Here is a 21,985-nt window from a genome sequence, read left to right on the forward strand (position 1 = left end):
GGATGACGGTAAACGTTTCGAGGTTATTGGCGCTCTATTGACGATTTACTCGTGTCTGAGTAATGTTTCAATTCTGTAAGTCAGTATTCTGATAGATATATTGGGCCGAACGAAAGACAAACCCTAACCCTACTTCGATCGAGGGCTACCCATGAGCGACCGACAGAGCACTGACGGAGCGTCCCTTCATACTGCTGCAACGACGGCCATCGATCAGTGTCTGCGTCTCAGTTCTGGTGAGACCTGTGTCATCGTGACGGACGACAAGCGCGAACCGATTGCTGAGGCACTGTACCGCGTTGCCAAGGAGCGGACAACGGACGTGACGATCGTTCGATATCCGCCTGGCGACCAGCATGGAGAAGAGCCACCGGAGCCAGTCGCGGCTGCCATGCGGGCGGGTGATGTCGTACTCGCTCCGACCACGAAGAGCTTGAGTCACACGCGGGCGCGGACAGACGCGAACGAAGCAGGCGCTCGGGTGGCCACCCTTCCCGGAATCACCGAAGCGGTGTTCACGACCGGACTCGACACCGATTACGAGGCGATCGAACGCCACTGCCAAGCAGTGTACGAGCAGGTTGCCGACGCAGACGAAATCCGCGTTACGACGCCCAATGGGACCGACATCACGTTCGAACCGGGTACTCGTGAGTGGTTACAGGATACAGGGATCGTCCGCGCGGGCGCGATGTCGAACCTGCCAGCGGGAGAGACGTTTATCAGCCCCGAAACGGCTTCCGGAACGTACGTTGTCGATGGCACGATGATGCCCTACGGACTGCTTGAGGATGGACAGACGCTCGAATTCGAGGTCGAGGAAGGGTTCGTGACGTCGATCAGTGACGAAGAGATCCGCCAGCAGGTCGAAACTGCGTCCGAAGCAGTCGGCCGCGCAGCGTACAATCTCGCCGAACTCGGTATCGGGACAAACGTCGCTGTCTCTAAACTCGTCGGTTCAGTCCTCCTCGATGAGAAAGCAGCCGGTACTGTTCACATCGCTATCGGTGACGACGCCGGTATCGGTGGAGACACTGAGGCACCGCTGCACCTCGATGGTATCATTCGGGAGCCGACCGTCACTGCCGACGGCGAGGAAGTGACACTACCTGTCACACAGTAGAACGAAACAGCCGGCCAAACCGCTCATCTTCGCACGCTCATCGAGCACGGACGAACGGCCTTTTACTTGTCGACGTGTAACGCCTGTATGAACGAACCAACTGGACACGTTCCGGTGTCATGTCCTGCCTGCTCACCGGATACGCCAACAGTACACGAAGTACTCTCGCCGGGTGGGCAGACGACTGTGCGGTGTACTGAATGCAATCACGTCCATAAAACGCGCATCGAGGAAGAACGCACCGTCGAACGGGATGTCATCGTTTCACAGGATGGCGAATCATTTCACACTCACGTCGACGCGCCTGCATCGGAGACGATCGCGGTCGGCGAGGAGTTCATTGTCGACACTGACGAAGTGCTCATGACCGTTCGTATCACGGATCTCGAACTCGGCGAGGAGCGTAAAAATCGTGCTCCTGCCGAGGACGTAGATACCATTTGGACGCGAGCAGTCGACAATGTGAGCGTTTCGATCACGATCAACCCACTCGATGGACGACACGACGATTCGCGGAGCATCGATGCGCTCGTCCCTGGCGATTATGAATTCACCGTCGGCGCAACCGAAGAACTCGGCGACGAGGAGTTCACGGTCAAATCGATCAAACTGCGCGAAGACGCGGTTGGCTACGACTTCGATCAACTCGATCTCGGCGGCGATTCGGCGGTGGCAAAGGACATCCAGCGCGTGTACGCGGACGATGAATCGAGTTCGGCGTGGTCTGCCTGGTAACAATGAACAACGAGACAGCACGGGAACGGCTTGTCAACGGGCTCGAACGGAGCAAACGCCTCCAGCGCGAGTCGGTTCTCGATTCACTTCGTGCTGTTCCTCGACACGAATTCGTCCCCGAGCGCTACCGAGAATGGGCCTACGAAGATCGGCCGCTTCCGATCGGTCACGACCAGACGATCAGCGCGCCGCACATGGTCGCTATCATGACCGATCGACTGGCGCTCTCTCAGGGAGACCGCGTGCTCGAAATAGGGACTGGGTGTGGCTATCACGCTGCCGTTGTCGCCGAGACCATCGATGCGGGTACCGTCTACAGCGTCGAGTACGTCCCCGAACTCGCACAGAGCGCACGGGAACGACTCGACCGGCTGGGATACGACGTACACATCAAAGCCGGCGATGGACACAACGGATGGCCCGAACACGCTCCCTATGACGGCGTGTATCTCACGTGTGCCATCCCAGAACTGCCCGAGGCACTCATCGAACAGGTCGTTCCCGGCGGTCGGATCGTCGCACCCATCGGAGAACAAACCCAGAAGCTACTCGTCGCTGAAAAGAGAGCGGATGGGTCGCTGTCGCGGAGAATCGACGGCCGCGTTCAATTTGTCCCAATGCGCGGTGGATAGTAGACGGGAACACGGTTCTCACTGCTCTCGTGCTGAGATACTCCTGTCGTGAAGATTCCTGATACGAGCAGTGTTCTTGGTCTCACCGAACAGTGTTCCACCGGTGCGAAGCCGCTTCGTTTGTGAGAATTCCTGTGAAATCGAGCAGTGATCGCTCGCCTGTAAGGCGCTCGACAGTGTCGGAGAACGATTCTCCCTGTTTCCGATTCTGAGCTGATGGTATACATCCTGCGTACCCCCGGCTGTTCCGGTACTCCGGTTCTCCCGAGCACACATTGCAACAACGGCTTGAACAGTGTGGCCTCCGAGGAATCAGGGGACGAATTCGTTTGTGCCGGTGGAGCTGTTTCACGCACAATGAGACGTTGATGTATTGTTGAAATTGTATCCGGATGGTTTTTCACGCGGCTAGTGCAAGTATTGCCATATGAGCCAGCAGGCAACCGAAGCACACGGTCATTACATCGGCGGTGAGTTTGTCGACGGTGAGGGAGAATCGACGTTCGAATCCCGCAATCCGGCGACGGACGAGACGCTCGGGACGTTTCGACGGGGGACAGAAACGGACGTCGAACGAGCGATTTCGGCCGCCGAGGGTGCGTTCGATGAGTGGCGTGATCTCTCGCACATCAACCGTGCGGAGTATCTGTGGGAAATTTACCACGAGCTCAAAGAACGGACGGATGAACTCGGCGAGATCGTAACAAAAGAGTGTGGCAAGGAAATCTCCGAAGGGAAAGCCGACGTGGTCGAGGCGGCTCACATGGTCGAGTGGGCAGCTGGCGATGCGCGCCACCCACGCGGTGACGTCGTACCGAGCGAAATTCCCAGCAAGGATGCATACATGCGGCGCAAGCCAGCCGGTGTCGTCGGCTGTATCACGCCGTGGAACTTCCCGGTCGCCATCCCGTTCTGGCACATGGCGGTTGCGCTTGTCGAAGGCAACACGGTCGTCTGGAAGCCCGCAGAACAGACGCCGCTTTGCGGTCAGACCATCGCAGAGATGTTCGAGTCAGCGGGTCTCCCCGACGGTGTGTTCAACATGGTTCAGGGATACGGTGACGCTGGCGCAGCGATCGTCGACAGCGATGTCGATACGGTGCTGTTCACTGGAAGCGCGGAAGTTGGCCACGAAATCGCCGGAACTGTCGCCGCTCGTCCTGGCATCACCTGTGCGTGCGAAATGGGTGGGAAAAACGCGGTGCTCATCACGGAAGAGGCTGATCTCGACGTCGCAGTTCACAGTGCGGTCATGTCCTCGTTCAAGACGACTGGCCAGCGGTGTGTCTCTTCAGAGCGACTCATCATCCACGAAGATGTGTATGATGAGTTCAAATCGCGCTTTGTCGAACTCGCAGAAGATGTGACTGTCGGTGACCCGCTCGACGAGGCGACGTTCATGGGCCCACTCATCGAATCCCGGCAGGTCGATCGGTTCCACAAATACAACGAACTCGCGCGTGAAGAGGGTGCAAACGTCCTCGTCGACCGCGCCGAACTCGCTCCCGAAGAACGTCCCCACGAGAGTGGCAACTGGGTTGGCCCGTTCGTCTACGAAATCGATTACGACGACGCAGGCGAGACGCGTTGCATCCGCGAAGAAGTGTTCGCGCCTCACGTTGCACTCATGAAATATTCGGGTGACATCGAACTCGGTGTCGAAATCCAAAATGATACTCCCTACGGATTGGCCGGAGCGATCATCTCGGAGAACTACCGACAGATCAACTACTACCGCGACCACGCTGAAGTCGGTCTAGCCTACGGGAATCTTCCCTGTATTGGAGCTGAAGTCCAGCTCCCATTCGGTGGCGTGAAGAAATCGGGCAACGGCTACCCAAGTGCCCGCGAAGTCATCGAAGCCGTCACCGAACGAACCGCGTGGACGCTCAACAATTCGAAAGACATTCAGATGGCACAAGGTCTCTCGGCTGATATCAAAACCAGCGACGATTGAACTCGCTGCGCATACTATACGAAGAGCGTGACTGCTCGATGTAGGTAACGCACACGAAGAATCGTCGGGACCGGGCCACCCGACGATTTGTGGTGATGGGGGGTGGGTCGTCTACTGCCGGGCTGACGAGAAAAGCGTCGTCCCGGCGTCGAAACATCTTCTCTGAAGGATAATAAATATTCTCACTGTAGTCACACTACGCCTCTCCTACATTTTCACCCGATTCAAAAATATACTAGAAACAACAACAATGACACATTTGACATGGATTGACACTCTCACAGAACCTATTTATCTAACCGAGTGGTCAGTTGGTATAGCAACCGACTAGCTGCTGGTTAGTTCGGAGCGATCAATTATGAGTATGTCTATGAATTCGGCGACTGCGACGGATGTAGATTCACGTTGGAAGAGCACATGGAACCGATGGAAACGGCGAAGCGGGGGCATACGGGAGTGAGCGTCCGAGCAACACTTGACCGACTCTTCTCACCGTCGGACGAACTCGATTTGACATCGGGACCAATTGCGAAGCCACTGCTCTATCTTTCCTTTCCGATCGTCATCACGAATCTCTTCCAGACGGCGTACAATCTCGCAGATACGTTTTGGCTCGGTCAGTACAACACGACTGCGCTCGCCGCCATCAGTTTCGCGTTTCCGATGGTGTTCTTGCTCATTTCGTTCGCTATCGGCTTATCAGTCGCTGGGAGCGTTCTGGTAGCCCAGCATATCGGTGCAGAGCGAGAACGTGAGGCAGAGTACGCGGCTTCGCAAACAGTCACGTTCTCGATACTGGTGTCGATCCTCCTCGGCATGCTCGGACTGCTGTTCGTTGATCAGTATCTCGTTCTGCTGGGAGCTTCAGAGAGTGTTATCCCGCCTGTAACGGCGTACATGAAGGTCATCTCGGTAGGTCTTTTCGCCATGTTCGGATTCGCCGTGTTCATCGCTCTGATGCGTGGCTACGGCGACACCGTGACACCGATGCTCGTCATGTTCGGCTCTGTTGTCTTGAATATCGTTCTCGATCCGATTCTCATCTTCGGATTCGAGAACAACCCGTTGTTCGACTATCTCGGGATGGGCGGGCTGGAACTGTGGCTTCTCGGACAGACCGGATACCCCGGCTCTGGGATCGAGGGCGCGGCAATCGCAACCGTGTTCTCGCGGCTACTCGCGCTGGCCGTCGGTCTCGTGATCATGTTTCGGGGTCACCGCGGTGTCCAGATTCACCTCGATCAGATGGTGCCAGATCTCGGCTATGCCCGACGACTCATCGATATTGGTATTCCAGCGTCGGTTGAGGCGACGGGGATCGCGATTTCGGCGAACGTCTTGTTGTTCATCATTGCAGCGTTCACTGAGCCAGTTGTCGCTGCCTACGGAATCGCCATCCGTGTGTTCTCGGTGATCTTCCTCCCTGCACTCGCGTTCTCACAGGGCGTCGAAACGATGACCGGTCAGAATATCGGGGCCGGGAAGGAAGACCGCGCTGCACGCGCGAACAACTACAGCGCGAAGCTGTTGTTTGTCACACTCTCTGTACTCGGTGGTATCGTCTTCTTCACGGCCCACTCGATTGCAGCCGTGTTCAGTACAGATCCCGCTGTCGTCGAGATTGCCGCGACGTTCATGCAGTTTGCGGCGCTCACGTTCGGCGGAATCGGCGTGAGACACGCGTACACCGGTGGCTTTCGTGGAGCTGGCAAAACCGTCACTGCTGCGGTAATCGCAGTGTCTGTCCTTGGAGCTGTTCGGCTGCCGGTAGCGTGGATCGGCTCTACCCTGTTCGGTCCGCCCGGTGTCTGGACTGCGTTCGCTGTCTCGAACGTCACTGGCGGTGTCGTCGCGTATCTCTGGTTCCGGCGTGGAACGTGGCGTGGTAACGATCTCAGCGATCGATACGCCTCATCAGCGCTTTCAGAGTCAACGAGCGACGACTGACTGACGGCTGTCTGCGAACGCGCTATGTCTTATTTTGATTTCGTTTCTCGACCCATTGCAGCAGCGGCAACAGCAGTTCACAGAGTTCTATCCCTTCGGCCGTGAGATCGTATTCGACACGCGGCGGAATCTCGGCGTACTGTTCGCGTGTGAGTAACTCGGCTTCGGTCAGCTCGTCGAGACGCACTGAGAGAGTAGAACTGCTCACATCGCCAAACGCAGCCTCAATCTCGTTGTATCTGCTCGGCCCGCGCGTACCAATGACACAGATCACCTGTATTGCGTATTTTCGACTGAGCAGATCCATCACACCACCGAGTGGGCAGTAACATTGACCGTTCTCAGGTAATTCGTCGATTCTTGATTCGGAATTCTCGGACATAACTTCGATCGGATGGTGTTGCTTCGTTACTTTGGAGTTGACAGTATAAGCACTTTGATTTCAAAAGTAAGGTGTATGTCGGATCAGACGTGCGATTGCTGTGACTCTGCAGTAGAACAGTTGAACGAAACGAATGTCTCGTCCGATCACTGGCTCGCAGAACGGATACGAGAAACACCCCTCCCACAGGAGGTTGCGACAGAAATGGGTCGGGCTCTCGGCACAGAATCGGTCGAAACCCTCGATGAGTTCGTCTCGATTGCCCGCGATGCGACTGGCGGTGGCGCCCTTGCTGTTGACGATCTCTGCCACGTTTCAGAAACGACACCTCACCGTGCAACGACGAAGCAAAAGACGTACCACTTCCGGTGTTTCTTCGATGCAGTGGTGCTCGCACATCTCGTCGACGAGCGGGTTGAGATTCGAACCGAAAGCCCCGCTGGTAAGCAGATCGAAGCACGAGCGACGCCTGATGGCGGTATCGACACCACACCACCGAACGCGGTGATGTCCTTTGGTGTGGCCGTCGATACAACGGCTGATGACAGCGCCAATGGCAGTGAAACAGATTGGGAGCGGAATAATAAGGGTGGCTGTGACAGTGGCTGTAGTGGTGATGATGGTCCGACTCGAGTGGAGGCGACGATGTGCCCCTACGTGAATGCGTTTGCCACTCGAGAAGCCTACGAACGCTGGGACAGAAAGACGAATGCAGCGACAGTCGGACTGTCGCTTGCGGCTGGCGTTTCAATTGCAACTGCCCTCGCGGACTAGTCCTGCACTGAAATTGGACGAATATACTGCATATGATATGGTAGTTCTATGATTTCTGTGCAGTTACCATCGACGATCGTCAAGCGCAGGGAACTCCTCTCGGATGGTTGTGACCTCGTCCGGATCGATAGTCGCAGTCACGAGCGCGGGAGCGTCTCCTGAGCTTGCGAGCACATTTCCCCACGGATCGTAGACGGTTGAGCGTCCAAGAAGCGTTGCGTCCTCGAACGCTCCGGAGCCGTTGGTGGTTGCGACATAACAGAGGTTCTCGATTGCGCGCGCTCGTGCGAGCGTCTGCCAGTGTTCGAGTCGTGGATACGGCCACGCGCTCGGCACGAGCACGAGAGTCGCTCCGTTGTCCGCGAGCTCACGATAGAGTTCGGGAAATCGGAGATCGTAGCACGTCGTGATGCTCACTTCGAATCCGTCGAAGGAAACCGTCGGGAGTCGCTCGCCGGGAACGAGCAGTTCGGCTTCGCGCGAGCCGTATCCAAACAGGTGGTGTTTGCGATACACCGCGCTCTGAGTACCGTCACGGTCGAAAAAGACGGCCGTATTCGCCAGACCCTCCTCGGCCGGTCCACCATCAGTCTCAGAAAGATCTTCGATGATCGTCCCTGCCAATACAGCGATCTCGTGCTCTTTCGCGAGGTCAGAGAACCGTGAGAGTGTCGGTCCGTTGAGGCCCTCCGCGCGGCGAGCGTACGACGCAAAGGAGAAATAACCGACCGTGAACACCTCTGGTAAACAGACGAGATCGACGCCCCGATCAGCGGCTTCGACGATCGCTGTTTCGGCGCGGGCGACGTTACCCGCCACGTCGTTCGCTTCGATGTGTAATTGCGCGAGTGCGAGCTGCATCGTCTATCTAACGATCACGGCATCACATCGATGTTCCGCTTATTTTACGATCGGTTCAGGCGTGTAGCCCGAGATTATCGCGGAGGGCCTGTTCGAGATTGTCGAGTTCGGCATCGAGATTGCGCTCGAAGAACCGCTCGACACCGGGAAGCTTTCCTTCGACGGTAAAGCGATTGGTGAGACGCGCTCCATCCTCGGTTGGCTCAACCTCGTGCGTACCGATGACGCGCAGTGCTGATGATCGACCGACGAACTGGACGAAGTGTGGAGGATCGAAATCCGTTTCTTTGGTTTCGATTGTAACGGTTCGATCGACGAGCGGCAGCGGGAGCCGAACGTGCCACACCTCGGTGTGTTCACCCGTTCTCTCGAACTCGGTGATAACGCTGATGGCGCTCGCGCGTTGTTCCGGGTCGGCGATGAAATCCCACACGTCTTCGGGTGACGCACTCAACTCGATCGTTCGCTCTACCCGGACTGTCATACCCACCTTACGACGGCCCGAACAAAAAGTCCATTACTCCGGCGTCACTCGCCACGTCGTCGAGCGCGCGCGTCCCCACTTCTCGATTTCGACGTCCTCGGCCGTGTCGGCAAGTCGAGGAAGCCGCGCGCCGACTTGTTTCGAGGACAGCCCAAGCTGATCTGCAATACGCTTTGCGCGGAAATACCGCTTGCCCGACGAAACACTCTCGTGTAGATAATCGAGAATGCGTTGGTCTTCCTCGTTCATCGTACCCATATGAAGAGACTATGTGCTCTAAGAATTAATGATTTCGGACTATCCATACAAGTGGATCACTGCGATAAGAATCGAGCCAGCGAGGACGCTTCCGGCGAATCCCCAGCCGGATAGCACCTGCTGATGAGTGATACCCGTGCCGAGCATCGCAAGCGTGGCAACGAGACTGATAGCGCCAAACAACATCGCAAGTCCGACCTGCATATCGGTGCCGGTGTTCATTGAGTCCGTCATATCCGTCGGAGAGTTCCGCATGAATAAAAACCTCCCGCAATCCCCGTCCAGCCGTCGATTGGACCTGAAGATGTCCCAGATGGATCGGGCTGGCATAATATTTCCTCCACAGAGGCTCCGAGCTATGAGACACCATGCTTTTGTGAACCCGGACAAAAGCGGAACCATGGCCGATAACGAAGAAACTCCCGACGAACCAGAAGCGACCGACGACCCAGCCGAACCGACGGAGACCGAGCCAGCGGAACCGACAGAGACCGAAGGCGGTGCGGACGATGACGGAGAAAAATCCTTCCGCGAACGCGTTGAGGAGATCCGACAACGCCGTGAGGAAGAAGGAGAAGGAGAACGCCCCGACGACATGGAAGAGGCCTTCGGTGGCGGTCCCGGCGGTCCCGGCGGTATGGGCGGTGGCAACCCATTCGCACAGATGATGGGCGGAATGATGGGCGGCGGTCCAGGTGGCATGGGTGGCGGTCCCGGCGGTATGGGCGGCGGTCCCAGTCCCGGAAGAGGCCAAGACGCCGAAGCGGGCAACGAGGAACTCGTTCGTGAGGTCCGTAAGGTCCGTGACGAACTCCACGATATTCGCCGAGAGCTCGAACGCATCGGAGACACGCTCGAAAATCGATAAGAAACTCGATCCGTTGTCTTGCGTTGTTCCACTTCGCTCTGGTCGTATCGGTAGCGGTGCTAAAACGCCGAGAGATCGCTCTGTACGCTCCGTTCGCTCGCGCGTTCGATGAGCTCGTATCCGACGAGATCACGGAGATCGACGGCGTATCTCCCTTCGCTCCGGTCAAGCACGAGAATTCGTCCTTTTACTCCCTGCACGGTTCCTGTTGCAAGCGTTTCGGGTATTGGCTGTGATCGAAGATCGAGTCCGTACTCAAATGTGAATGTATCGAGCGGGTCGTGTTCTGCGAGAAGTTCGTTCCACGCCGATTCGTCTACTGTCCGGTGTAGTCCGGAGATCTTTGTCGGTATTCGGACTCGGTCGGTGATTTCGTCGGCGATGTCGGCTTCTATTTCACGTGCAATGCGTCCGTTCGAGACGGTATGAATGTGAGCCGCGCGATCGGCTCCCTGCTCTTGGAGTCTGGTCGAAAGTCGATCAAGCCGCGTCACACCGACTTTGAACGTCGCTGGCGCGAATGCAGCGAGGTAGACCGCGTGCGCTTCATAGCAGTCCATTTCGTCTTTCAAGCACGTCCCTGTACAGCGTGCACAGACCCACGTCTGTGTGTGGGCGTCACAGTATGGGCTGCCGTCGTTTTTGCAGGCAATGTGTCCATCGGAGGTTAGGTGTCCGGCGCAGTGGCGCTCACCGAGCGTGTATTCGAGTTTCGTTCCCGGAGCGAGAGACACTGCTTCGACCGCATCGCTCGCGATCAAGAGCGTTTGCGAAGCCAATCGATATCCGACGACCTGCACACATCTCGTACGAATCGAGCGCGTAAAACACTGTTTGGATTTCAAATCCTGTCTCGATCTTCTATTCATCGTCTCATCTGATCACCACCCATCGTTTGTCGCTTTGGGGCTCACGAACGACGATTTCATACAAATATATTTGCACATTTTGTCACTGGAACAACGGATCGACAGGCACACGCAGGCAGGGGTTCTATTAGCTTTGAATAACTTTGATATGATATGTGGCCCTCACCGAACTGGGAGTCGGACACTTATCTTCACGACCGAGTGAGCGAGGTGAACGCTTCGATTCCCTGTGAGAACGGCCGGGTCTCGTTACAAGCGGGAAAAACCGATTCACCGCCAACGCTGCAGATCGACGTCTTCCCACAGTGGGAGATAGCGTACACGCTGAGTATAGAGAATATTACTCGAACGGAAACGATGGGCTACGTTTCGACCTACGAAGATGCGGTTTCACTTATCCAGTCGTACGTCGATACCATCGTGTCCGAACGGAGCGAGGGAGAGACGCTCGATGCACTTGATGTTAAGCTCCAACTCGACAACCTCTCACCATCGGAGTCAGAACCGATGATTGTCGGGACCGACGATTATCGAAGCAAGGGTGAAGACGAACGTAAACGCGAACGCGAAGGCGAAGAGAATCGTTCCAAGTCGTCTCGAACGCCGCTTTGATATCGAACACGTGGCTGGTACTGACGTCAATTGAATGAGTCTTGCCGCTGATTCATATGTATCTAACTGGTTGCTTTTATAGACTTTCTCGTAATGTCTGTCTATGAAATGTGCAAGTAGTTATCTCTGTTAGCTCGATCGAGTCTCACTCGTTCTGCTAGGGACGTGTTCGTCTCACCGATGCATTGTTCTCACAACGATGTCTGCTCTCTGCATCAATTGAGCGTGCAAGCTGAGTGCTCTTCACGAAACTGTCCCGTCAGCGATTGCTTCCGTACTCTCATCACCCTACGACTGATACACTCTTGCGGTCGATGTGTCGGCTGTGAGAAAAATAACGTATGAGGTACTGGTATAAACCTGTTCCCGGAAATCACCTGCCGAGTCATCAACCGACTCTATCTGAAGGGCGACGACGATCCAGGGTGATTCACAACAGATTCGCCACAGTGTGAACCACTCCATTCGAAATCAAGGTGTTTTACCGACTCTAGAAAACAATTTATTAATAAGGATTTGACTTGCAATTACAGGCATACCATTGTAATTGTCAATCAATACTTCTCTCCCGATTTTCGTCTTCCACCCTCAGCCAGCGTCGTTGTAGCGTCCGTCTCACTACGACGGTGTGGCTGGAAATGCCGAATTGCCCCGTCTGACTGGGAATACCATCGCAAGGGTTTCCCACCACGTCCACACAATCGGAATACTCGGTGAGATGGTTCTCTGTGTTCATGACGATGAATCACGCTGTTGTTAACTTTAGAATAGCTTCAGATACATCTTCAGATCGCTTATTACTGGTTGACTGTCAGTTCGTTTCATGAATTATGTCTTTTCTATTCGCCATCGAATCCGATCACCTCTAATATATGAATTCTGCCATGATGGTTGTGAATTATCTGGTATCTATTGTGGTATGAATACATTACTTTCCGAATTTTAAATCAATAAATTCAATAATGGAATCTCTATTGCTGGTAATCGATGGAACCGGCACTTGCTTGCCGTACTTTGGGGAATGAACCGACCGTGGAAATACTCATAGCACATCGCAGCTCTTCATTCGCATACGCAGGCGAAGAGCATACCTACACACATATTGTATAAGCAATAGCACAATCATGTCCAACGACTGGCAGTCGGCGACAGGCATATCACCAAAGCAGAATTCCGAGACCGAGAGCCTCGCCCCACTCTCAATCGACAATGTTGTTGTTGTTTCGAACCGGCAACCATATCGGCATCGGTATGAGCAGAATGGGGATGGAGATGGTAGCAGGGCTGAGCGGTCGATCGCCGTCGATCGACCAACAGGAGGACTCACCGCTGGTCTCGATCCAGTCATGCAGAAGCTAAACGGTACCTGGATTGCGTGGGGTGATGGAGAGGCAGACCGCGACGCGACAAGCGAGGACGGACAGGTTTCAGTCCCACCGGAGGAACCTGAATACACGCTTCAGCGGTTGTGGCTCACGGATAAGGAGATCGATGGCTACTACTACGGATACAGCAACCGAGCACTGTGGCCGTTGTGTCACCTCGCAATGGGGCGCACCGTATTCGATGGCGAGCAGTGGCGCACGTATCGGAGGGTAAACCAGAAATTCGCTGAGAAGGTCGTTGATAACGTCGACGACGACACTGTCGTCTGGTTTCAGGACTATCATCTCGCGTGTGCACCTCGTACCGTTCGTTTACAGAGTTCCTCTTCTCCATTCTTGCTCCACTTCTGGCATATCCCGTGGCCCTCGATCGATGCGTTTCGGGCCTGCCCACAGCATCAGGAGATCCTCAAAGGACTTCTTGGAAATGACCTCATCGGCTTTCACGTCACCCAGTACTGCAGAAATTTCCTCGAATGTGCCGCGCGTCTCGTAGAGGAGACAGAGGTCGATTACGACCGCGGACTAATCCGACACGATGGACACGAGACGGCCGTTTCTGCGTTTCCAATGGGTGTCGAAGCGGATAGTATCGAACAACTGAGTGAGGCGGCTGATGAATCGGCCTGGCAGTCGTTCAAGCACAGACACGCGATCGGTCCTAATACGCGGGTTGTACTCGGCGTGGATCGACTGGACTATACGAAGGGCATTCCGGAACGGCTTGAAGCGCTCGAACATCTCTGGAACACACAACCCGAGTGGCAGGGTCAGTTCACTTACGTTCAGAAAGGAACTGAAAGTCGATCGGAGATTCCCGCGTATCAGCGACTCCAAAATCGAGTCGACGAAATCATTGACCGAGTCAACAGCCGGTTTGGAACTGATGAGTGGCAGCCAATCGTATTGGTCGATGAAAATCTTCCTCGGAAAACGCTCTGTGGGCTGTACCGATACAGCGACGCTGCGATCGTGAGTCCGCTCCGGGATGGGATGAATCTTGTCGCACAGGAGTATATCGCTTCACAGGTTGACGATGACGGTGTCCTCATACTAAGCGAACTTGCAGGATCCCACGAGGCATTGGGAGACGCTGTGCTCTCTGTCAATCCCTACGACACCGAAGCTCACGCCAAGGCGATCGATCAAGCACTCACAATGCCCGCCGCTGAGCGACGAAATCGAACACGGCGGCTTCGAAGAAGAGTCCACAACAACGACCTCTCTTCGTGGCTGAATGATGTGTTCGAGGGCGCACAACAGTTACGTGAGGAACAAGAAGCAAAATCGTAATGACAGACGGAGATCGCGAAGACAAACCGAACCGAGACGAATCGGAACACAAACGAAATCCAAATTTGAATTCACGTTCACGCTCAGATTCGAATTCGAACTCAAACTCAAACTCAACTTCGGTTCCATCGGTGTTCGATCGTCTTCCTCGTCTTGAACGGCGACTAACGAGTGCTGACACAGAGCAAATGCTCCTCTGTCTTGATTTCGATGGAACGCTCGCGCCCCATGTCGACGATCCCGATTCGGCTGAACTCACGACAGCAAATCGACGCGTGCTCGAAACGCTCGCATCTCAGCCGGCGGTCGATATCGCCGTCATCAGCGGCCGTGCGTTGGACGACGTACGAACTCGTGTTGGGATGGACGGTCTCACCTACGCCGGCAATCACGGGCTGGAGTACGAAACGGGATCGTCATCGGTTCATACTCCCGCAGAGCGCTATCGTTCGACGATCCAAACGATTTGTGAGGAACTCGAAGCACGACTCGATGAGACCGATTGTACAGTCGAAAATAAGGGAATAACGGCGACTGTCCACTACCGGAACGCCGACGACACGGCGGAGGAAATCGAGAACTGGCTCACGTCGCTTATCGAGGACACCATCGAGGAGACGACCGACGAACACCTTCGGATCACATCCGGAACGGATATCGTCGAGATCCGTCCAGCAATCGACTGGAACAAGGGACACGCCGTTCAGCAGTTCGAAGAACAGTGTCCAGACGATTGCATTTCGGTGTATCTCGGTGACGATACGACGGACGAAGACGCGTTCCGAGCCATCGCGCCCGACGGAATCGGTATTCACGTCGGGACGAACAGCGATACAGCAGCTGACTATCGCGTTTCCAGTGTCGATGAGGTCACGTCGTTTCTCGATTGGATCGCTGAAACCGGCACCGACGCACTGAAAGACGACAGCCAGTAGCGAGCGTGAGAATCGGGTGTAGCGCAACCGACGCGCTATTTGACCGAGTCTCTCTGGGAAGTACTCGGTTAGAGTCCCAACGCGTCCGAATAACGGATTTGGAGTGGGGATTTCAACGTCTCTGTTCGATCAACTCAGCGTAACCTATTCTGCTCCGGCGTTCCTAAAATAGCGTATGCGCACCTACGAAGCCAATGGCATCACGCTCGAACGGGTGCGAGAGAACGTTTGGGAGATCCCCAAAGAAGGTGCAATGCGGGTACCCGCTCGTGTACTCGCCAGCGAGTCGCTGCTCGATGAGATTAGCGACGACAGGACTCTCCAGCAACTACAAAACGTGACACAGCTGCCCGGTATCGTCAAGCACGCTGTCTGCATGCCGGATGGCCATCAGGGATACGGCGTTCCCGTCGGTGGGGTTGCTGGCATCGACGCCGAAACTGGTTGTCTCTCTCCCGGAGCCGTGGGGTACGACATCAACTGCGGCGTTCGGATGATGACGACCAACGTGACGTACAACGACCTCCGGGGCAACGAGGAGGAACTCGTCGAAGCTCTGTTCGCTGCGATCCCCTGCGGTCTCGGAAGCGGTGGCGTCGTCGAACGCGATCAGGCGACTGTCGATGCGATTCTCGCATCAGGCATCGAGTGGGCAATCGACGCGGGCTATGCAGTCGAAGGTGATCGTACTCACTGCGAAGACGAGGGAAAACGTCCTGATGCCGATCCTGATGCAGTCTCACAGCGTGCGAAAAACCGGGGCAAAACGCAGATCGGGAGCCTCGGGAGTGGGAATCACTTTCTCGAAGTCCAGCGCGTGACCGACATCTTCGATTCGGCGACAGCCGACGCCTACGGACTCGAGGAAGGACAGATCGTCGTGCTCATCCACACTGGAAGCCGTGGACTCGGCCATCAGATCTGTTCGGATTATCTCGACGAGATCGAACGACGACATTCTGATCTCCTCGGGCGACTTCCCGACAAGGCGTTGGCAGCCGCACCGGCCAGAAGCGACCTCGCAGCGTCGTACTACGGAGCAATGTGTGCAGCGATCAATTTCGCGTGGGTCAACCGACAGGTCGTGATGCACCAAACACGAACTGTGTTCGAACAGGTGTTCGATCGATCGTGGGAAGCGATGGAAATGGAGCTTCTCTACGACGTTGCTCACAACAGTGCGAAAGCTGAAGTTCACGAAATCGACAGCGAAGAGCGCGAACTGTACGTTCATCGAAAGGGGGCAACGCGGGCGTTCCCTGCGGGTCGGGACGAGGTGCCCGATACCTACCGTGCTGTGGGCCAACCGGTCATCATCCCCGGTAGTATGGGTTCTGGAAGCTACGTTCTCCGAGGGGGTGCAGCCTCGATGACCGAAACGTTCGGCTCAACTGCTCACGGCGCAGGACGGCTGATGAGTCGGACACAGGCCAAACAGACGTTCTGGGGTGGTGATGTGAAAAAAGAGTTACAAAACCAACAGCATATCTACGTGAAAGCAAACAGCGGTGCGACGATCGCAGAAGAGGCCCCCGGCGTGTACAAGGATATAGACAGCGTGGTTGCGGTTTCAGACGCGCTCGATATCGGTGATCCCGTCGCACGAACGTTCCCTGTCTGTAACGTTAAGGGCTAACTGATGATCGGATATCGATACTCAGTCAGCGGATACTGATTATCGATCGACGCTGCCAAGCACGAGATCGAGACTCCCGAGTGTCGCAATCAGATCTGGGACGTACTCTCCTTCTGACATCGCTGAGAGGGCAGAAAGATTGTGGAAACAGGGACTCCGGATTTTGAATCGGGCGGGTGAATCCGTCCCGTCGCTCCGAATGTACACTCCCAGTTCGCCTTTCGCTGACTCGACTGCTTGGTATATTTCCCGATCGATCTCTGGTTTCAGCGTTCGAGGAACGTTGCTCTGTAGCTCTCGGTCGTCCTCGGGCCACTCCTCAAGCAGGTCGATGCACTGTTCGATAATTCGTGCACTTTCTTCGACCTCGCGCAGGCGCACCAGCACGCGTGCGTAGTTATCACAGCCGTCTTCGGTGACGACGTCCCAATCGAGCTGGTCGTAGTAGCCGTAGGGATCGTCTCGTCGGAGATCGTAGTCGATCCCCGATCCACGCGCAACTGGACCCGTACAGCCGTAGTCCTTTGCGTCCTCTGGTTCGAGGATGCCCGTGTCGAGACAGCGCATCTGGAAGATCTCGTTTCGCGTCATGAGATCGTGGTACTCTTCTAGTGTTCCGGGCAGTCCATCGAGGAAGTCTCGCGTCTTCTCGAAGAACTCGTCTCGGGGTTCGGGGAGGTCCCACGCAACGCCCCCGAGCCGGAAGTAGTAAAACATCATTCGCTGGCCCGTCAGGTCTTCGAGAATGTTCTGGACGAGCTCGCGGTCACGGAACGCGTACTGGAATATGGCAGTGAAATCTCCGTAAACATCGAGCGCAAACGTTCCGACCGCGAGGAAATGCCCCAGCATCCGACCGAGTTCGGTCGCCATCGTTCGAAGTATCTGTGCGTACTCGGGAACCGAGATGTCGGCCATCGTCTCGATCGGTCGTGCGACAGCCCACTCGTTCGGGAGATTCGCCGTGTAGTCCCACCGGTTCGAATACGGAATGATTTGGTGACGATACGTTCCTTGTTGGGCCATTTGCTCTTCACAGCGATGCAAATAGCCGATGTCGGGTTCGACATCCATCACTTGCTCGCCCTCAAGTGTCGTTTCGAGATGGAGCACACCGTGTGTTGCTGGATGATGCGGTCCGATGTTGAGGAACATCGTCTGCGTGCTCGCCGCCTCGTCTGCAGTCTCTTCGATGCGGCGATCCGCTTCGAGTGGATTCGCGTGCTCGCGGAGGGTGACAACCTGCGGTTGCTCTTGATCGTAGTCCAATCCGAGTGGATGGCCCTGCCACGTTTCCGGGAGAAGAATTCGGCGCAGGTTAGGATGCCCCTCGTACTCGATTCCGACGAGATCGTACGCCTCGCGCTCGTGCCAGTCGGCTGTTCGGTAGATCGGCACGGCTGTCTGGCTCACTGGAGCGTGTTTCGGTGCCGGAACGATAATGCTCAACTCACGGGTCGGATCGTCGAACTCCTTCAGATGATAGATCGTCTCGAACCGATCGTCGTACTCCTGTGCGGTCACACATGAACAGTGGTCGAATCCGGCATCACGAAGTGTGAACAGAACGTCCTGTACGTCATCGGGCCGGATGACGAACCCTTCGGTGTGAACGTGCTCCTCGCGGGCGATGAGACGATCTCCCAACAGCTCTGCAAGCTCATCATAATCGGTCGATCTTGCGGGTTCTACGATCGATTCTGTCGTGCTATCGGAACTCATGCGGATGCATTGGTTACTGTTGTTGGGTTTCTTCTTGCTCGATCGTCCGACCGGCGATGTAGGTGACGAGTGCAAGGAGTACGAACGGGATGATGAGTAGAATGAGTGAAACACCGATGATGAGCGGTTCCCAGCGGTACGGATCGTATACGATGAACAGAACGAGGTAGAAGAGAATGATGAACAGCGGGATGATGTTCACAGTCACGTCGAGAAGCGTCTCCCGATTGAGTGCGTACCTGCCCATGGGCGGCCCTTTGTGTGGCGGGGTGAAATCGTTGTGGGTGGTATATTCAAGCACACCGTCTGTCATGCCAGTCACGCGAACCGAATCACCGCTGTCTTCGAGTTCTGAAAAAACAAAAAGCGTGTCCGAGTGCGGCTGTTCGATCGCCGTAACCACTGACCTCCCAACACGATTCTTGTTATACAGGGGCAATCTTTATTCGCGTTCTGGCTCACCTCTTAGTAGGGAAATCGTATGATCGAGTGTGCAATCTGTGGCTCGCACGTCAGAGACGATGTTCCGACCGCAAACATAGAACACGAGGGGGAGACGTATTACTTCGAATCAACGAAATGCAGAGAGATGTTCGAGAACGACCCGAACAACTACACGTGATCGACCGCTGGTTGCAGAGCTGACGGCTGTCTGACTGTCGTTCACGAGCGGTTCAGATACGCCATCGCTTTCTCGTCTTCGACCTGTTCGAATCGATCGTAGAACTGTCCGACCGCCCGGAAATTCGACGGTGCTTTGAGACACACGATCTCGTCAACGGTAGCCCGGAGCTCATCGACCGTCCGCGGTGACCCAACGGGAATAGCGAGCACGATCCGGGCAGCACCTGCGTTCTGCACTCGTTCGATGCAGGCCCGTGCGGTGGCCCCCGTTGCGATTCCATCATCAACGATGATAACCGTCTTCTCGGAGAGTTCTGGTGGTCCTCGTTCACTCCGGTATCGAGTCGCTTTCTCGCGTGCGGCGACTGCCGTTGCCACTTGTTGTTCCTCAATATAGCCCGCGTTGACGTCGAGACGATCGATTGCGCTCTCGTTGAACCACACACTGCCGTCGCTTGCGACGGCACCGATTGCGTATTCGGGGTTGTGTGGCGCGCCCATTTTCTTCGCCACGGCAATATCCAACGGGAGATCGAGTGTATCGGCTACTGCGCGGCCGATCGGCAATCCTCCTCGTGGAATCGAGAGGACGATATCGCCGTCGATGCCCAGCTCTGCCAACTCCGTACCGAGTTGCTGACCTGCGTCAGTTCTGTCAACAAAGGGCATACCGTATCTTAGATCTCGGCTGGTAAGTATACTACTAAATGTAGTGTCTATTATGTTTTTGAATCAGTGATGGTTGCTGAACACGAACGCGTAGTGAGTGACGAGAAAAAGCGAAGACCGTCTCGATTTGTGCATCGCTACAAATCACCGCTGTTCGATGATCGTTCCATCACGACCGACCGCGACGTCCTGACCGTTATTTCCAAAGGTAATCCCGTGTAGCGTTGCGTCCGTTAGAATCGGCCCGGAGACGGATTCCCAGCCATCAGCTGTGTATTCGTAGATCGTTCCATGCTCTCCGCTGGCTAACGCATTGTGGTTCTGGCTGTCGATTGCCGTGATTGCGTGTTCATCGACGGAGCGCTTTGTCCAGTTGTTTCCGTCTCTGTCGTATCGGAACACTGTGCCATCATCACCGGCGACCATGACTGGCCCTGACTCTACGGCTGTTATGTCTAAAAATTCACAATTCGCGTCCTCAATTCCGATCCTCTCGTAGCTCTCACCGCCGTCGGTGGTCTCGTATACCGCTGTGTTCGTATCACAGAGGTAACCGTTCTCTTCGTCAACGAACTCCACACTCGTCATGCTGGATCCACTCCCTGGTTTGACGGTGGTTCCCCAACGCACGTTGTTTTCGATGGTTGCTCCTCGAAGAAGCTCACCACTTCCTGTCACGAGAAATATTTTCTCATCACCAGCCTGTCCTGACACGGCAATATCTTCCCACGTGCTCGTATTGTCCTTCGGAGCGGAATAGTCGGTCAGCTTGTCCGCTTCAGTATCGTATTTGGCGACAACGCCGCTATCACCAGCGAGCCAAACGTGACGGCCATCGGACGTCACGTCTACGCCTCTGAGGGTGTTTGACTGAACCGTCGGTCCCTGTTCGAGTACGTGCTCCCAGCCATCGGCACGACGAGTGAGAACGGTGCCCTCAGCTCCGACTGCATACGGACCGTTACTGGACACAACGACATCGAACAGTGAGTTGTCGGTTGGTGTGTCGACCTCGATCCACTCAGTCTTCGACTCAGTGCTGGAAGTCTGTTCTCCGATTTGGGCCGCTCCGCTCGTTGTCCCACTGTCGGAGTCTGCTCGCCGTCCGGAATTGATATAGAGATACACTGGCGGCAGCACGTACGCCACGATCGCTATCACGGCAAAGCCGGGATGTACGGTTGTTAGGAGTCCGAGTCCAGTCAGAATAGCCGCGCTTGCGGCATGCGTGCCTGTCTTGGCGTACTCACGGTAGAACCGACCGAAGTCACGGACAGTAGCTCGGGCAGCTACGCTGGCTATTGCCATCCTTGCTAAAAACGCGATTCAGCTTGATCAGGCTTTTCTCTCATCCATACTGCTCTCCTGACTATCATCGACGAGCGTCTTCAACTTACTCACAATTGATACGTGTCGTTTTATATCACACAGCTCAGCAATCGGAGGACGTATTCAACCGGCCATCGAAACGGAGTTGGAGAATGCTCTCGGGCGACTTCCGTCAGTATCAGTTCCAGTCCGTCGTGATTGCTCTGTTGCTCGTTTTGAGCGCATTGGTTGTGTCGGATCTCGCGTCGATACCGGTCGCATTCGTGCTGTCCGCGTTCGGAATCACCGCAGACAGCGTCGTCGGATACGTTGTCCTGATTATTGAGCAGGAAATCGTGTTCGGTCTCGTTACCATCGTGTATGTGGCGAACTCTAAGACGGTAGATTTTGCTGTCGAACGGCCGACGATCCGAACCGTTGGTTGGATCATCGTGGGGACCCTCGCTTTGCTCGGCATCTCACAAGTGGTCGGATTCATGTTCCAGCAGCTGGGCGTCACTGAGGGAGTCAACAGAATCGAGCGCATCGGCCGGGAACAGCCACGACTGCTCCTCTATCTGATCCCGATTGCAGTTTTCGTGATCGGTCCCGGCGAAGAACTACTGTTTCGTGGTGGCGTTCAAGGTCTCCTCCGACGGTCATTTTCACCAGTCCCGGCGATCATCGGGGCAAGCGCGCTGTTCGGCGTGATTCATATTCCGGCAGTGATCGGAACCGGCGTCGGCGTTGGAAGTTACGTCGTAACGACGTTCGTTCTCGGCCTCATTCTCGGTGCGCTCTATGAACACACGAATCGTCTTCTTGTCCCATCACTGGCACATGGCATCTACAATGCGATCCTGTTCGCCGTACTGTACACGTTCTCTGTTTGATAGCTGTCGTCTCTCGTG

23 protein-coding genes are annotated in these 21,985 nt (G+C 55.4%); 13 read left to right on the forward strand and 10 right to left on the reverse strand.

Annotation, left to right across the window (positions count from 1 at the left end):
- The first annotated feature begins 151 nt into the window (after nt 1–151).
- The 5 genes from MW898_RS17065 (at nt 152) to MW898_RS17085 (ending at nt 6,394) form a co-directional block, all read left to right on the forward strand.
- A complete protein-coding gene (locus MW898_RS17065; RefSeq protein ID WP_248909056.1) occupies nt 152–1,123 on the forward strand; it encodes an aminopeptidase in 972 nt (323 codons plus the stop codon).
- An 87-nt stretch (nt 1,124–1,210) separates the two neighbouring features.
- On the forward strand, nt 1,211–1,858 hold the full coding sequence (locus MW898_RS17070) for an HVO_0476 family zinc finger protein (protein ID WP_248909058.1): 648 nt from the start codon (nt 1,211–1,213) through the stop codon (nt 1,856–1,858).
- 2 nt (nt 1,859–1,860) lie between these two features.
- Nucleotides 1,861–2,490, forward strand: coding sequence for a protein-L-isoaspartate(D-aspartate) O-methyltransferase (locus MW898_RS17075; RefSeq protein ID WP_248909060.1), 630 nt, complete (start codon nt 1,861–1,863; stop codon nt 2,488–2,490).
- A 427-nt stretch (nt 2,491–2,917) separates the two neighbouring features.
- Nucleotides 2,918–4,447 (forward strand): aldehyde dehydrogenase family protein, encoded by a 1,530-nt coding sequence (locus MW898_RS17080; RefSeq protein ID WP_248909063.1) that lies wholly within the window; start codon nt 2,918–2,920, stop codon nt 4,445–4,447.
- A gap of 426 nt (nt 4,448–4,873) precedes the next feature.
- Nucleotides 4,874–6,394 carry an MATE family efflux transporter gene (locus MW898_RS17085; protein ID WP_277999796.1) on the forward strand — a complete coding sequence of 507 codons (1,521 nt, stop codon included), beginning with the start codon at nt 4,874–4,876 and terminating at the stop codon, nt 6,392–6,394.
- A gap of 22 nt (nt 6,395–6,416) precedes the next feature.
- Here the strand turns inward: MW898_RS17085 and MW898_RS17090 are convergent, their stop codons facing one another.
- Entirely contained in the window at nt 6,417–6,701 is a 285-nt protein-coding gene (locus tag MW898_RS17090) for a winged helix-turn-helix transcriptional regulator (RefSeq protein WP_248909065.1), read from the reverse strand.
- A gap of 150 nt (nt 6,702–6,851) precedes the next feature.
- Between MW898_RS17090 and merB the strand changes: the two genes are divergently transcribed.
- Nucleotides 6,852–7,550 (forward strand): organomercurial lyase, encoded by a 699-nt coding sequence (gene merB / locus MW898_RS17095; protein WP_248909066.1) that lies wholly within the window; start codon nt 6,852–6,854, stop codon nt 7,548–7,550.
- A gap of 63 nt (nt 7,551–7,613) precedes the next feature.
- Here merB and MW898_RS17100 read toward each other — a convergent pair whose 3' ends face one another.
- The 4 genes from MW898_RS17100 to MW898_RS17115 are packed head-to-tail and all read right to left on the reverse strand — an operon-like array spanning nt 7,614 to nt 9,387.
- Nucleotides 7,614–8,411, reverse strand: coding sequence for a carbon-nitrogen family hydrolase (locus MW898_RS17100; protein WP_248909069.1), 798 nt, complete (start codon nt 8,409–8,411; stop codon nt 7,614–7,616).
- A 55-nt stretch (nt 8,412–8,466) separates the two neighbouring features.
- A complete protein-coding gene (locus MW898_RS17105) occupies nt 8,467–8,895 on the reverse strand; it encodes an SRPBCC family protein (RefSeq protein WP_248909071.1) in 429 nt (142 codons plus the stop codon).
- Nucleotides 8,896–8,928: 33 nt separating this feature from the next.
- Nucleotides 8,929–9,153, reverse strand: a complete 225-nt coding sequence (locus MW898_RS17110) for a DUF7123 family protein (protein WP_248909074.1) — start codon at nt 9,151–9,153, stop codon at nt 8,929–8,931.
- Between the two features lie 39 nt (nt 9,154–9,192).
- Nucleotides 9,193–9,387, reverse strand: a complete 195-nt coding sequence (locus MW898_RS17115) for a DUF7525 family protein (RefSeq protein WP_248909076.1) — start codon at nt 9,385–9,387, stop codon at nt 9,193–9,195.
- Nucleotides 9,388–9,553: 166 nt separating this feature from the next.
- On the opposite strand from MW898_RS17115, the gene MW898_RS17120 reads away from it, so the two are divergent.
- Nucleotides 9,554–10,021, forward strand: a complete 468-nt coding sequence (locus MW898_RS17120) for a hypothetical protein (RefSeq protein ID WP_248909078.1) — start codon at nt 9,554–9,556, stop codon at nt 10,019–10,021.
- A 59-nt stretch (nt 10,022–10,080) separates the two neighbouring features.
- Here the strand turns inward: MW898_RS17120 and MW898_RS17125 are convergent, their stop codons facing one another.
- Nucleotides 10,081–10,821 carry a DUF2797 domain-containing protein gene (locus tag MW898_RS17125; protein ID WP_248909081.1) on the reverse strand — a complete coding sequence of 247 codons (741 nt, stop codon included), beginning with the start codon at nt 10,819–10,821 and terminating at the stop codon, nt 10,081–10,083.
- Between the two features lie 222 nt (nt 10,822–11,043).
- On the opposite strand from MW898_RS17125, the gene MW898_RS17130 reads away from it, so the two are divergent.
- From MW898_RS17130 to MW898_RS17145, 4 genes are all read left to right on the forward strand, one after another.
- On the forward strand, nt 11,044–11,502 hold the full coding sequence (locus MW898_RS17130; RefSeq protein WP_248909083.1) for a hypothetical protein: 459 nt from the start codon (nt 11,044–11,046) through the stop codon (nt 11,500–11,502).
- Between the two features lie 1,124 nt (nt 11,503–12,626).
- Entirely contained in the window at nt 12,627–14,180 is a 1,554-nt protein-coding gene (locus MW898_RS17135; RefSeq protein ID WP_248909085.1) for an alpha,alpha-trehalose-phosphate synthase (UDP-forming), read from the forward strand.
- On the forward strand, nt 14,180–15,115 hold the full coding sequence (gene otsB, locus MW898_RS17140) for a trehalose-phosphatase (RefSeq protein WP_248909086.1): 936 nt from the start codon (nt 14,180–14,182) through the stop codon (nt 15,113–15,115). The genes MW898_RS17135 and otsB overlap by 1 nt, the downstream gene beginning before the upstream one ends.
- 175 nt (nt 15,116–15,290) lie before the next feature.
- Complete coding sequence (locus MW898_RS17145; RefSeq protein WP_248909088.1) at nt 15,291–16,751, forward strand: RtcB family protein; 1,461 nt, start codon at nt 15,291–15,293, stop codon at nt 16,749–16,751.
- A gap of 39 nt (nt 16,752–16,790) precedes the next feature.
- On the opposite strand, the gene MW898_RS17150 is transcribed toward MW898_RS17145, so the two are convergent.
- Nucleotides 16,791–18,473 carry an NADH-quinone oxidoreductase subunit D gene (locus MW898_RS17150; RefSeq protein WP_248909090.1) on the reverse strand — a complete coding sequence of 561 codons (1,683 nt, stop codon included), beginning with the start codon at nt 18,471–18,473 and terminating at the stop codon, nt 16,791–16,793.
- A gap of 13 nt (nt 18,474–18,486) precedes the next feature.
- Nucleotides 18,487–18,876, reverse strand: a complete 390-nt coding sequence (locus MW898_RS17155) for a DUF6684 family protein (protein ID WP_248909092.1) — start codon at nt 18,874–18,876, stop codon at nt 18,487–18,489.
- A gap of 78 nt (nt 18,877–18,954) precedes the next feature.
- Between MW898_RS17155 and MW898_RS17160 the strand changes: the two genes are divergently transcribed.
- A complete protein-coding gene (locus MW898_RS17160; protein WP_248909094.1) occupies nt 18,955–19,095 on the forward strand; it encodes a YHS domain-containing protein in 141 nt (46 codons plus the stop codon).
- A 41-nt stretch (nt 19,096–19,136) separates the two neighbouring features.
- Here the strand turns inward: MW898_RS17160 and MW898_RS17165 are convergent, their stop codons facing one another.
- Nucleotides 19,137–19,766 (reverse strand): phosphoribosyltransferase, encoded by a 630-nt coding sequence (locus tag MW898_RS17165; RefSeq protein ID WP_248909096.1) that lies wholly within the window; start codon nt 19,764–19,766, stop codon nt 19,137–19,139.
- A 144-nt stretch (nt 19,767–19,910) separates the two neighbouring features.
- The gene (locus MW898_RS17170; RefSeq protein WP_248909097.1) at nt 19,911–21,074 is read right to left on the reverse strand and encodes a WD40/YVTN/BNR-like repeat-containing protein; all 1,164 of its coding nucleotides are present in this window, start codon (nt 21,072–21,074) and stop codon (nt 19,911–19,913) included.
- A 173-nt stretch (nt 21,075–21,247) separates the two neighbouring features.
- On the opposite strand from MW898_RS17170, the gene MW898_RS17175 reads away from it, so the two are divergent.
- On the forward strand, nt 21,248–21,967 hold the full coding sequence (locus MW898_RS17175; RefSeq protein ID WP_248909098.1) for a CPBP family intramembrane glutamic endopeptidase: 720 nt from the start codon (nt 21,248–21,250) through the stop codon (nt 21,965–21,967).
- The last annotated feature ends 18 nt before the right edge of the window (nt 21,968–21,985 follow it).

It is taken from the genome of Halocatena marina, assembly GCF_023276375.1.
GTDB classification, from domain to species: Archaea; Halobacteriota; Halobacteria; order Halobacteriales; family Haloarculaceae; genus Halocatena; species Halocatena marina.